The 11433-nt window shown below is 48.3% G+C and carries 12 protein-coding genes; 1 reads left to right on the forward strand and 11 read right to left on the reverse strand.

From position 1 onward, the window contains the following. Positions 1–13: 13 nt before the first annotated feature. Entirely contained in the window at positions 14–2038 is a 2025-nt protein-coding gene (locus ACYVEA_RS06440; RefSeq protein ID WP_461112529.1) for a tetratricopeptide repeat protein, read from the reverse strand. Positions 2039–2165: 127 nt separating this feature from the next. Between ACYVEA_RS06440 and ACYVEA_RS06445 the strand changes: the two genes are divergently transcribed. Beyond that, positions 2166–3020, forward strand: coding sequence for a DNA/RNA non-specific endonuclease (locus ACYVEA_RS06445; protein WP_461112530.1), 855 nt, complete (start codon positions 2166–2168; stop codon positions 3018–3020). Positions 3021–3040: 20 nt separating this feature from the next. Here the strand turns inward: ACYVEA_RS06445 and ACYVEA_RS06450 are convergent, their stop codons facing one another. The 10 genes from ACYVEA_RS06450 to ACYVEA_RS06495 form a co-directional block, all read right to left on the reverse strand. Further along, positions 3041–4123: a fatty acid desaturase family protein gene (locus ACYVEA_RS06450; RefSeq protein WP_461112532.1), complete on the reverse strand. Its 1083-nt coding sequence runs from the start codon at positions 4121–4123 to the stop codon at positions 3041–3043. Between the two features lie 161 nt (positions 4124–4284). Continuing rightward, positions 4285–5181: a phosphogluconate dehydrogenase (NAD(+)-dependent, decarboxylating) gene (gene gnd / locus ACYVEA_RS06455; RefSeq protein WP_461112533.1), complete on the reverse strand. Its 897-nt coding sequence runs from the start codon at positions 5179–5181 to the stop codon at positions 4285–4287. 59 nt (positions 5182–5240) lie between these two features. Then, positions 5241–5600, reverse strand: a complete 360-nt coding sequence (locus ACYVEA_RS06460; protein ID WP_461112534.1) for a VanZ family protein — start codon at positions 5598–5600, stop codon at positions 5241–5243. Then, on the reverse strand, positions 5597–6322 hold the full coding sequence (gldF, locus tag ACYVEA_RS06465; RefSeq protein WP_461112536.1) for a gliding motility-associated ABC transporter permease subunit GldF: 726 nt from the start codon (positions 6320–6322) through the stop codon (positions 5597–5599). The genes ACYVEA_RS06460 and gldF overlap by 4 nt, the downstream gene beginning before the upstream one ends. A 46-nt stretch (positions 6323–6368) precedes the next feature. After that, positions 6369–6905, reverse strand: coding sequence for a DUF4199 domain-containing protein (locus ACYVEA_RS06470; RefSeq protein WP_461112537.1), 537 nt, complete (start codon positions 6903–6905; stop codon positions 6369–6371). 28 nt (positions 6906–6933) lie between these two features. Then, on the reverse strand, positions 6934–7485 hold the full coding sequence (locus ACYVEA_RS06475) for a DUF4199 domain-containing protein (protein ID WP_461112538.1): 552 nt from the start codon (positions 7483–7485) through the stop codon (positions 6934–6936). Next, positions 7482–8837 (reverse strand): dihydroorotase, encoded by a 1356-nt coding sequence (locus tag ACYVEA_RS06480; RefSeq protein WP_461112539.1) that lies wholly within the window; start codon positions 8835–8837, stop codon positions 7482–7484. The genes ACYVEA_RS06475 and ACYVEA_RS06480 overlap by 4 nt, the downstream gene beginning before the upstream one ends. An 84-nt stretch (positions 8838–8921) precedes the next feature. Beyond that, a complete protein-coding gene (gcvH, locus tag ACYVEA_RS06485; RefSeq protein ID WP_461112540.1) occupies positions 8922–9305 on the reverse strand; it encodes a glycine cleavage system protein GcvH in 384 nt (127 codons plus the stop codon). Between the two features lie 88 nt (positions 9306–9393). Further along, on the reverse strand, positions 9394–10467 hold the full coding sequence (locus ACYVEA_RS06490) for an aldo/keto reductase (protein ID WP_461112541.1): 1074 nt from the start codon (positions 10465–10467) through the stop codon (positions 9394–9396). Positions 10468–10569: 102 nt separating this feature from the next. Further along, positions 10570–11424 (reverse strand): SDR family oxidoreductase, encoded by an 855-nt coding sequence (locus tag ACYVEA_RS06495; protein ID WP_461112542.1) that lies wholly within the window; start codon positions 11422–11424, stop codon positions 10570–10572. Positions 11425–11433: the final 9 nt, after the last annotated feature.

Genomic DNA, 11433 nt, shown 5'->3' on the forward strand with positions numbered 1-11433 from the left:
ATTCAGCTATTCGTTAATACTTATTCAGCACCGAGTCGGGCAGGAATTTGACATCAATACCCGTAGATTTATAAAGATTGGCCCGGTTGTTTTGCCCATCCACATAGGCCGGATTAACCACCATCGATCGGTTATAATAGTAGGAAGCCAATTCCAGTTTCTGCCGGTTATTCTGTGCCAGTCCTTCGCCCTGATAAATTACCCCCAGGTTATTGTAGGCTGGTGCATAGGCATTGGCCGCCCGAATGGTTTGTTTGTAATAATATTTTGCCGAGTCTACATTCGGTGTAATCTTCTGAAAGACATAGGCCATCGAAAAATACGCTTCGCCGAAACTGGGATAAATACGGGTGGACTCTTGTAAGTGATCGAGCGCCCATCGGCCATGTATGTTGGCCCGGGCAACGTTGGTGTCAATCAGAACCTGAGCTTTCTTCAGTTGATCAGGCGATGGTTTTGGCTTTATGGCATTGGTAGCGTTAGCAATCGAATCAACCTTTGTGCGATCTTTCAATCCTTTTTCAATCCACTCATTCGCTACGTGCCGTTGCACCTGGCAGCTATTGGGGGCATACGGTAGGGCTGAGTTAAAGAGAACAAAATTATTTTCCCAATCGCGGTTACGCTCGATAGTTTTGAAGGCGTATAACCCGGTTATAATGGCCATCAATCCGAATAAAGGCGCGTAACGGGCCAGCATTGGTTTTGACGACGATTCGCTGCTGGTATCGGCTGAATTACGTAGCAGTACTTTCTGCAACGCCCAGATAAGGACAAATCCGAAGCCCATTACGGCGGCATACGTAAAGCGTTCGGCGAATATGCCACCCCGCAGCCAGATGAAACCCAAACCTGGCGCCATCGTAACGAGGAACCAGAACAACCCAAAACCCCACAAGGTACGTTTCACGAATCCTTTCCAGGTTAGCCAGATCAATCCAACAAAAGTGAAAAAGCCAGCCCATGTCAGCAGATCGCCCTTCCCACCCGATGGAATTACATTGTAGGAATAATCGTACACCAGCGGATGCGGCAGAATCAGTAACCGGATGTAGTATTCCAGAAATTTAAACGTAGTAGACTTCTGCGTCTTCTCGATTGCATAGGGATAGTTGGCCCAGTCGACCGGTGGCGTACCACTCAACGTACCAATCATTTTCTGCTTCTGATAGAAAAATAAGACGGTCACAAGCAGAAAAGGCCATAAACTGATGAGCGACTGCCAGACGGTCCGTCGGGCAAACCAGTATTGCATGGCCGGAATCAGCGCCAGACTCACAATAGATGATTCCTTTGAGAGAAATGCCAAGTAGAGCGATACGCAAGCCCCCGCTATCCAGCCCCATTTGTTGGTTTCCAGATAGTGCCAATAGGAAAGCAACATCAAGGCAATAAACAGAAAACTCAATATCTCATCCCGCCCCTTAATGTTGGCAACAATTTCGGTATGGATGGGGTGTGCTATGAAAACCAGCCCGATCAAAAAAGCAGTAATCGTTTGAGCGGAGAGCCATTTCTGGAGTAAGATGCCAACTACTAAACCTGTCAGGCCGTATAATCCAGCATTGATCATATGGCTGATGTTAGGGTCGCCATTGAAATACTCCTGTTCGAGCGCAAATGTAATGAGCGATAGCGGTCGATAATACCCTAGTGAGATATTGCTAAAATGCCAAAACTCAGTACGTAGCAAATCGGGAATACCTGCAATACCTCTTTTAACAAACAGATTTTGCCCAATGGCGGCAATATCATCGAGCGCAAATTGATGCCCAAACGTATTGATGTACAGAGCGAACCCAAGTAGAGCCAAAGCGAGCGGAGGCCACCAAACAACAGGTCTCTCCTCAATCGGCAGGTCAGATGCAGGGGGACTATTAACGGGTTTCGTTGCCGTTGGACGAGTGATGGGGCGCTGGGCAGCTTCGGCGGGACGAACCGAAGCGGGACGAACCGAACCAGGTACTGGTGCCGGAGTAGATTTAGGTACTACAGGGCGTGGAGTATCGTTACCCGATGATTGCTTTTTTTTAGCCATGATAGCAAGTATACGTCTGTTTCAGGGCAATTTATCTTTCTACTTAGTTTTACAATAGGCTAAGTAGAGTTTCATTACATTTATAGACATGTAAAGTTCTGCAAGAATGTTAGCAAAATCAATCAATATGACGTATCAACTGAAAACAATCCTCTTAGCAGTTACGCTGGGACTCTTACTGGATGGGTGCCGAACGGTACGCCCAATCATAGCGCCCGCTCCCCTACACCGCACGGATAATCTCGCCCTTGGTAATCCGAGTGGCGCATCGACTGATAATCCTGATAACTATCTGCTGACAAAGCCCCAATACGTTGTGTCATACAATCGCAGCCGGGGAATTGCAAACTGGGTCAGTTGGCGCTTGAGTACGGTCTGGAAAGGAGATGCTAAACGGACCAATGAGTTCAGACCCGATGCTACGTTACCAACTGGCTGGTATGCCGTTCGCACGTCTGATTACACGAACACGGGCTTTGACCGGGGGCACCTCTGCCCATCCGACGACCGCGACAACACGCCCGAAGACAATGCTGCTACGTTTATTCTCACCAATATAGTGCCGCAAGCCCCTCGTCATAATCGGGAAGTATGGAAAAGCTTGGAAGATTACGAACGGCAATTGATGGGTGGTGGTAATGACGTTTACATTATCGCGGGCACAAGCGGAACGGGAGGCACGGGACAAAACGGTTATGCTACGTCCCTGGCTAATGGCAAGTTGACCGTTCCGGCAACGCTCTGGAAAATATTGATCGTCGTTCCTGTTGGTGCTGATGATTCTTTTCAACTTACATCCAGTACCCGAATTATTGCCGTAAATATTCCTAACGATCAATCGGCTGCTGATAAACCCTGGAGAGCTTATATAACCAGTGTCGATGCATTGGAAACCCTGACCGGCTATGATTTCCTCTCGAATGTGCCCGTCGACATTCAGCGCACCCTTGAAATGCGAATTGATGGAGGAAACAGTCAGTAAATTTAAATTCTCGGGGCTGATCAAGCAGCAACAGCTACTTTGGACGCAGTCAATCTTTCAGTCCGAAACGGAATCCGTTTTGTACGACGACGTAATAAAGCAATGGCTTCTTCATCGTTGGCAAACGTACCGTTAACGTTAACCATGTGCTGAGCCAGAACATCGTAACGCCTACGCATCAGTAGAAAGAAAACGTTACCAAAATCCAGGCCATCAAAAATAATCGCTTGGTTTTGCGCGTATTTATCAATCGTTTTCAGAAAAAATGTGGGGTGTTCGCTCCAGTGCATACCCGGTCGAACGTGGTGGCTAATATGGTAGCCATCATTCCAGCACTTTTTGTTATAATTCACATTGATGCAGGTAAGGCTGTTTTTATACGCATTACCCGGATCTTCGCCATCCACAAACGAGTGCTGTGTCCAATTGCCTACCATAGCAATCAGACGGTAAATAAAGAGCGGGAATACGAAGACGGCGATTACTGCGGGCCAGCTTACAAAGCAAAGTGCTATGCAAACGATGCTAAATATTATTTCACCAGCAAAGGCACGAGTAGCTAATTTAGGCCGGTTCTTCTTCCGGAGATAGCCCAACAGATTACGAACACCTACGACAAAAAAACGGCCAAAATAAGCGACGAAACTTCGAACACTATCCCGTTGATACGTCATTGTACTGCTGTCATCATCTTCAAGGTTGTTCTCGGGATGATGCATACCAATATGATGGCTGTAGTAGGTTTCGGGGGTATGGCCAAAAAGTGGAGCCAGTATCCAGGGCAGATAGTTGTTCATCCAGCCATATTCAGACTTAAAGAACTGCCGATGGCTGGTGCAATGAAGCATCAATCCGAAAGGCCCTTTAATACCGAAATTACTAAATCCGAAATGTACCACGGCCACTACCCACCAGGCCCAGCCTGTCAGAAAGGGCATGAACAATAGAACACTAAGGGGAATTAAGATAAGACTTATTCGAATGGTAAGATAAATAAAGGGCAAATCTCGCTCGTCTTTAATGTATTGGAGGAAAAACCGGTCAAGCCGATTATACTCACGCTCCGTAAAAACGGGATCGCTGATGACGCTCAGTACCTTCATGTATGCGTACGGTGGTTCTAGTAGTTATAAAGTTATAAAAAAAGGTTCGGGCCGCTTCGATTGTACAGTAAAACGACAATCGAAACTGCCCGAACCTTACGGTATGTAATACTAACGAAAAAAAAGCAATTGGATTGAGTGAGAATTTAGTAGGATGAAATTTATTTTTTCTCGACAGCATGCCCACCGAATTCGTTACGTAGTGCCGCTACTACTTTTCCGGTGAATGTATCGTCTTGCAACGACCGGTAGCGCATGATGAGTGACAGAGCCATAACGGGGGTTGGCACACCTAGATCGAGTGCTGTTTCGAGCGTCCATTTCCCCTCACCCGAAGAGAACATTTTGCCTTTGATCGCATCCAGTTTAGGATCTTTACTAAAGGCATTTTCGGTCAGTTCCATCAGCCAGCCACGAATAACGGAGCCGTGACTCCACATTTTGGCAACGGCTTCAAAGTCGAGCGGGAATTGACTTTTTTCCAGTACCTCGAACCCTTCGGCAATAGATTGCATCATGCCGTATTCGATTCCGTTGTGCACCATTTTGGTGAAGTGGCCACTACCCGCGGGACCGGTATAGAGATACCCATCTTCAACCGAAATATCCCTGAACACGCCGTGCAAGGGTTCAATTACATCTGGATCGCCACCAACCATGGTACAGGCTCCGTTCAAAGCTCCGCTGATACCTCCACTGGTACCGCAATCCAGGAAACCGATGCCTTTCTCTTTCAAGTATTCGTGCCGACGTAGCGAATCCTTGTAATGCGAGTTACCACCATCAATAACGATGTCGCCCGCTTGCATTACGGTTAGCAGCTGTTCTATGACTTTATCGACTAAGGGCCCAGCCGGTATCATCAACCACAAAACACGCTTCTCGGGTAGCGCATTATAGAGGTCCTGTAGCGTATTGACTCCCTGGGCGCCTTCAGTTTTGATGGCTTCGACCAGCGTCTCATTAATATCGTAGCCAACAACGGTATGACCGTGCTTTACTAAGTTACTGACGAGGTTGAACCCCATCTTTCCTAAGCCAATAAATCCAATATGCATAATGATCAATGATTTTGGCGGTTAATTTGGCGATTTTTTCCTTAATGAGCCAATACAATTTAAAAACCCTGCTTTGGAAATAGCCGATACCAGACCAGCGCCAGTCCCACACCTAGTATAGCACCAACAGAATCAGCAAGGAGATCGATAACATCACAGCTTCTATTGATAGGCAATACGTATTGAAGTCCTTCGATAAGGGCGCCGAAGAGCACCCCGGCAATGAGCGCCGTTTGTAGTCTCATACCAGCCAGCATCCACAGCGAGGAAAATGGTATAAATATGGCTATGTGCATGAGTTTATCGTTCCAGTTAGTCAGTGTGCCAGGCAATTGCGCATGGGGCGTCAGGCAGCCAATCAACATAATGATTGTCCAGGTGATGGCTAGCCCACGTAGCAGGATTGGATTAATTCTCATTTGGAAGCTTTCAGTCGGTTGGCTGTCAGTAGTAAAAAGAGTATGATCAGGCTAAATAGATAAATAACGTTGCGCGAGTCAATTACGCCCCTTCCCAGGGCTCGGTATTGTTCGTCTAGGGCGAATGAGGACAGATAATAGGCCAAGCTACCAAGCATCGATAAGCCTGCCAGCGCACTCAGCCCGGCGTAAAGCAGAAAGCAGAAAAATACGCCCAGCACAAAGGCAACTACCTGATTATCGTTGAGTGATGACGCCCACAACCCAACGGACACGAACACGCCTGACAACAAAATTAGCCCAATATATGATCCAAACACGCCTGCCGAATCGATATTACCTACAGGTGAACCGAGTTGATACAGGGAAACGTAGTACAGCAGGGTGGGCAGTAACGTAAGTATCACTAAAAGCCAGCTCGCCAGAAACTTCCCAACCACGACGCCCCACCGGCTGACGGGTTTCGTCAGCAACCATTCGAGCGTACCCGACCGAATTTCATCGGCAATGGCGCGCATCGTGATGGCGGGTACAAGAAACAGCATAACGTAGGGTGTCAAATTAAAGAACGTGCCCATGTCGGCGTACCCATTCTCGAGCAGACTCGTGTCAGGGAACACCCAGAGCAACAACCCAAGAGCCGTCAGGAACACGCCCATGATGATGTATGCAATGGGCGATGAGAAAAACTGATTGACTTCTTTGCGAAAAATGGCCAGCATAGTGCGGTTTTGGGTTTACGGTATACCGTAACCTATACACTTTTTTCTACTCAAACGGATTGGTTTTGGTCTTTCGCATAAATGCGCCAATAATCAGTGACATCAGGAATCCGCCAAACACCCAAAACAAAATACTCCCAATGAACGATATGCCTGCCATGCCTTTCTTTGGCTTATTTCCAGCATCCTCGACCTGCTCATCAAATTGCTCCAATTGCTCATCTTTAGCCCCAAACCGCTCCATCATATCCCGGGTCTGGCTGAGCGTTTTTTCTGTATACGCCGGATCGATATAAGTCTGATAGACTTGTTGATAGGTAGAATCCATGATGCCAATGATGGCAAACAGTAGCAACGTTAGGCTAATACTTTCTCCGTACGTCATCCAGCCCTTATTCTGTTGACGAAACTCCCGCATAGCCAATACGGTACCAGCAGCAAGGATGAGGACGGTAAGGACAGGAAAGAGAAAATTTACGTATTGATTTAGCGCGTACCGGATTGATGTTACCAACAATTCGACCAGCGCTGTCAGGAAACCCCATTTTAAAGCAATACGTGCAGCAGAAGGCTGTTCATTCATGGCTGTGATCTATAATCCGATGATACGTTTATTGCAATACGCTATAATCCTGTTTTCGGAAGAGAAGCGAGATAATGAGCACGGGCAGCACCGCTAAAGCTGTTTTCTTCGTCAGTTCATCGGGCAGTAGTACCGATGGTTTCATAGTAATGACTTTATCCCATTGCTTGGCGAAAGTTTCCGGGCCAAACTGATCGGTGATCTGTTTTTTACCCTCCAGCAGTAGCTTTTTAGAATTCACTACGTACTCCGCAAAGACGCCCGGATCAATCTGCGTCACAAATAGATAAATAAGCCAGCCGGTCACCAAAGCGGCTATGGTGTTGAGCACATACCCAATCGTCAGGCCTTCCCACAAATGTAGTCGACCATGACCAATGTATTTCCGGTAGTACCAGACTGTTCCTACCATTACGATAATATGAATGCCATAGTCGAGCACACGGATGTTACCCAGCGCCGGGACGCCCGCGGCATATAGTGCCAGAAAATACAGGAAACACAGAACACCCGTTGCCAACCCAGCCAGAAGCGGGATTTTCAGCAACGGATTTCCGAAATAAGAAAGAATACTTTTCATACAGATTTATTAAAATGACCGTGATGTACGGTCCCAATAACGCGGCCCGTAAGCCTTTGGCCAAGAAACGGCGAATTCTTTGATTTAGAGAGCGTACGGTCGTAGGTCCACGTAGCGGTTGGGTCGAAGAGCGTCAGGTTAGCCGGTTGTCCTCCGGCAATATGCACCGGCAAAAGTCGTAAGATTTGCCGGGGCCTACTGGTGATTTTTTCGATGATCTGTGCCAGTGGTACATTCTGATTATGGGTCATGACCGCAGCAAAGACTGTTTCCAGGCCAATTACCCCAAATTCGGCCTGATCGAACTCCAGGTTTTTGCTTTCAGCATCCTGGGGCGAATGATCCGATACAATGGCATCAATAGTGCCGTCGGCCAGCCCTGCCCAGAGAGCCGCTACATCGGCCTTAGATCGGAACGGCGGATTTACTTTCAGATTGGTATCAAAACCAGCTAGAGCCGAGTCATCAAAAACTAATTGGTGAGCCGCTACATCGCAACTGACGGGCATTCCCTGCGCCTTGGCCTGCCGAATCAGCTCCACTGAACGCGCCGTCGAGATAGTGGAAAAGTGCAGCACAGGTGGCGTGGAGCTTGGAGCATGGGGGTTGGGGCTTAAAGGCTCCAGATTCGACTTAGCTTCTGACTCCATGCTCCACGCCCCATGCTCCACGCCCAAAACATAATCCAGCAAGCGCAGATCGCGTTCAACCATAAGCTCTTCGGCTAAGGCGGGCATTCCCTTCAGGCCAAGCAACGTACTCTGAACGCCTTCGTGCATTTGCCCGAAACTCGTAAGCAACTGTTCTTCGGGACGATTCATCAAGAGCCCATTGACAGGTTGCAGATACTGAAGGGTTTTCAGCAGCAAATCAGGATTCTGGAGAGGATGCGTTCCATCCGAAAACGCGACGGCTCCGGCATGATGCAGATCAAGCATCTCCGTAAAGTCTTCACCTGCTGCTTTTTTTGTTACGGCGGCAATTACGTGAACAGTTACCACCTGCCCTTCAGCCATGCGCCGAACGTAGCCAAGTGTTCCTTTGGCATCAATCACAGGCTGCGTATTGGGCAATACAGCAATGTCAGTAAAGCCACCGGCCGCAGCCGCCTGACAAACGCTCGTCAGGTCTTCTTTGTGTTCATAACCGGGGTCCTGCGCCAACACGCGCATGTCTACCCAGCCCGTCGATACGTGCAATTCGTCGGCTTCAATTACCTGTACTGTTGCATTGGTTTCCAGATTTACGCCGATTTGTTGAATAAGACCGTTTCCGATTAATATATCAACTACTTGTCCATCGAAGGCAGAAGCCGGATCAACAACGCGGGCAGCACGGATTAAGAATTGCATGGGCAGTGGCATGGCTCAGTAAATGAGCATTCTGGTTCACAAAAAAGGCCCCTCTCGGAGCCTTCTGGTCTAAAATATAGTCAATCAGGCACCTACTAACTCCCGATACGCATCGGCTGTCAGTAAGCCGTCCTGCTCAACCGCACTTGCGGGTTTCAGACGGATAATCCAGCCTTCGCCATACGGATCGCTATTCAGCAACTCAGGGCTTTTCTCGATGGCTGGATTCAACTCAAGAACTTCACCTTCAATCGGCAAAAACAGATCCGACACAGTTTTTACAGCCTCAACAGCGCCAAACACATCACCTTTTGCGAGCGATTGTCCAATGGTATTAACATCTATAAAGATAATATCACCCAGTTCATTCTGTGCGAATTCGGTAATGCCCACCACGGCCGTACCGTCATCTTCTATCCGAATCCATTCGTGATCCTCTGTATAGCTCAGTTCTGCGGGAAAATTCATTATGGGGAGAATTAATTTATACGCACAAAATACGGTAGAAGGGGCCAAAATTGCAAACAGTAATGTGGACGGGTACCCGTCCACATAATTACTTAACGACGGCCGACTGATTCGGCGAGAAATTATAAGCGCCAAGGCGATCACTGCTCTGCCGCTGAATCATCCACTGCGGATAAGGCTTACTCGTCGCACTTACTTCATCGAGCTGTTCAAGCTGTTCCGCTGTCAAACTCAGGTCAGCGGCTTTGATGTTGTCCAAGAGTTGATCTGTATTTTTTGCGCCGATGATAACGCTCGTAACACCCGGTTTGGCTAATACCCATGCCAGCGCCACCCGGGCTACCGAAACTCCCGATCCGTCGCCACGGTGAGCCTCTGCAATAGACTCCATAGCCTCAATAATATCGTAAGCTTTCTCCTGATTGACGGGTGGGAAATCGAAGGCTAGTCGGCGGGAATCGCCTTCGGGTTTGTTATCCCGCGTATATTTCCCTGACAAAAATCCCCCGGCTAATGGGCTCCATGGCAAAATACCCATCTGCTGATCCTGCACCATCGGAACAATCTCATTTTCGAGGTCGCGACCAGCAATGGAATAATAATTCTGGGTTGACACAAACTTCGTCCAGCCATTCTTTTCGGCAATCCCATTTGCTTTCATAACCTGCCACGCTGCCAGGTTCGAGCAACCGATATACCGTACTTTGCCGCTTCTTACTACGTCCTCCAACCCACGCATGGTTTCTTCCAGGGGTGTCATCGGGTCAAATCCGTGAATCTGATACAAGTCCACATGATCCGTCTGGAGTCGTTTCAGGCTCCCCTCAATCTGCTGCATGATTTGCAGACGCCCCAGCCCAACCTGATTTTTGCCCTCGCCCATACGCCCCCGCACTTTGGTGGCAAGTATAAGTTCATCCCTCGATACCCCGAGCGACTGGATCGCCTGTCCCAGCAATCGTTCTGACTCACCGAATGAATAGACGTTAGCGGTATCAATAAAATTAATACCGTTATCCAGGGCAGTTTTAACAATGTCATTAACGGCGTTTTGCTGGAGTTCACCCATCGCTTTCCAGTAGCCAGTTCCGCCGAAGGTCATGGTACCAAGGCAAATTTCGGACACTAAGACGCCGGTATTTCCAAGCGGGTTATATTTCATACGGTTGCTGTTGGTAAGGTGTTGGTAGCATCAACCAGCAAACAGAAAGATTGTTGAGCGAAATCTGGCTGTAAGGCGATTTAATACGTCGCCAATGAGCCCTTATAACCCTAATTGCAAGGCTCGAATAGCCACCGTCTGCTGTAATCCATCAGGATCAGCCCCGGTTTTAAAGCGACAGAACTGCTCGGCAAAGTCGGATGTGCGTACGCGTACCGGAGCAGGCTGGGCCGCCAGTGTCTGCAACACCACCTCCGCAATATCCGCTGGTGTCTGTCCACTTTGGCTGGCACGGGAGCGGAAACGGTTGAGGTAGGCCGTGATGATCGGTGAGTAGGCATCATCTCGAAAGCCGCCTGTTTGCTGAAGACTCGACAGTACGTTGTTGGAAAATTCCGAGGTCACAGCCGCGGGTTCAACCAGGCTGACGCTGATACCAAAGAAGGGTTCGAGATAAGTCGCCAGTGTTTCGGCATACCCTTCGAGTGCAAACTTCGAGGAGCAGTAAATTTCATTGAATGGTTGCCCAACCAGGCCACCCACGGAAGAAATAAATATAAGATGACCGCTGTGCTGCGCCCTCATAACAGGTAACACTTTCCTGACACACCGCATTACCCCAAATACGTTCGTTTCAAATACCTGACTTATTTCGGCATCCGTAGCTTGCTCGGCAGTGCGCAGAAAACCCATGCCGGCATTGTTGATCAATACGTCCAGACGGCCTTCGCGCTCAAAAATGGTCTCAAAACAGGCATTGACAGATGCCTCGCTTGTGACATCTAACGTAGCAAGTTCGATGTCCAGATTTTCGGCATCGATACGTTCCCGAAGCGGCCCGGCTTTGTCAGGATTCCGCATTGTTGCATATACTTTGTAATCAGCTTTGGCTAACGAAACAGCCGTTTCAAGCCCAATACCGGTAGATGTTCCGGTTACAATGGCAACCTTTTTCATAAATAGAAG

The organism is Spirosoma jeollabukense (assembly GCF_054777855.1).

Bases quoted from the DNA above. Each gene is read 5' to 3' on its own strand.
- ACYVEA_RS06470 (WP_461112537.1), bottom strand. From the start codon at position 6,905: ATGAATGAACAGCCTTCTGCTGCACGTATTGCTTTAAAATGGGGTTTC.
- ACYVEA_RS06445 (WP_461112530.1), top strand. From the start codon at position 2,166: ATGACGTATCAACTGAAAACAATCCTCTTAGCAGTTACGCTGGGACTC.
- ACYVEA_RS06480 (WP_461112539.1), bottom strand. From the start codon at position 8,837: ATGCAATTCTTAATCCGTGCTGCCCGCGTTGTTGATCCGGCTTCTGCC.
- gldF (WP_461112536.1), bottom strand. From the start codon at position 6,322: ATGCTGGCCATTTTTCGCAAAGAAGTCAATCAGTTTTTCTCATCGCCC.
- gcvH (WP_461112540.1), bottom strand. From the start codon at position 9,305: ATGAATTTTCCCGCAGAACTGAGCTATACAGAGGATCACGAATGGATT.
- ACYVEA_RS06450 (WP_461112532.1), bottom strand. From the start codon at position 4,123: ATGAAGGTACTGAGCGTCATCAGCGATCCCGTTTTTACGGAGCGTGAG.
- ACYVEA_RS06490 (WP_461112541.1), bottom strand. From the start codon at position 10,467: ATGAAATATAACCCGCTTGGAAATACCGGCGTCTTAGTGTCCGAAATT.
- ACYVEA_RS06440 (WP_461112529.1), bottom strand. From the start codon at position 2,038: ATGGCTAAAAAAAAGCAATCATCGGGTAACGATACTCCACGCCCTGTA.
- gnd (WP_461112533.1), bottom strand. From the start codon at position 5,181: ATGCATATTGGATTTATTGGCTTAGGAAAGATGGGGTTCAACCTCGTC.
- ACYVEA_RS06475 (WP_461112538.1), bottom strand. From the start codon at position 7,485: ATGAAAAGTATTCTTTCTTATTTCGGAAATCCGTTGCTGAAAATCCCG.
- ACYVEA_RS06460 (WP_461112534.1), bottom strand. From the start codon at position 5,600: ATGAGAATTAATCCAATCCTGCTACGTGGGCTAGCCATCACCTGGACA.
- ACYVEA_RS06495 (WP_461112542.1), bottom strand. From the start codon at position 11,424: ATGAAAAAGGTTGCCATTGTAACCGGAACATCTACCGGTATTGGGCTT.